Source organism: Pseudoalteromonas sp. S558, assembly GCF_005886635.1.
Taxonomy (GTDB): domain Bacteria; phylum Pseudomonadota; class Gammaproteobacteria; order Enterobacterales; family Alteromonadaceae; genus Pseudoalteromonas; species Pseudoalteromonas aliena.
Map to the genome: position 1 here is coordinate 1 of NZ_PNDU01000179.1, position 374 is coordinate 374.

At 41.2% G+C, this 374-nt stretch carries 1 pseudogene; it reads left to right on the top strand.

Annotated elements, in window-relative coordinates:
• Positions 1–111: 111 nt before the first annotated feature.
• Positions 112–243: pseudogene (locus CWB66_RS22260) on the top strand (transposase); the annotation flags it as partial.
• Positions 244–374 lie beyond the last annotated feature (131 nt).

The following is a 374-nucleotide window of genomic DNA, read 5'->3' on the forward strand; positions in this document are numbered from 1 at the left end:
TAATTTCTTTGGTCGGAAAAAACATATAAGATCAAAATTGGCTGTGCACTTCAACTGTTTTTTAAACTACCTTATTGATTTATAGTATCAAATTGTGGGGATTCGTCAGGGGTAAATCCCAACATGTTTGGTCGGTGGACAAAAGAAGCTGAAAATGATGATGGGCAGGCTTTTAGAGGGAACGGTAATTTAACCCCTGAGCAAGAAGAGAGCAGAGAGCTAAAAGCGCAAGTGAAACGCCTAGGGGCGGTTGATCGTTGTTTGAATTTTGTGCGCAAGCGGTAATCTCGAATAATTTACTACGCCAAAAACAAACCATACAAGAGACCCTTGCCCCGATTAATGCTCACAGATAAGGTGTGGTCGCATCTAAA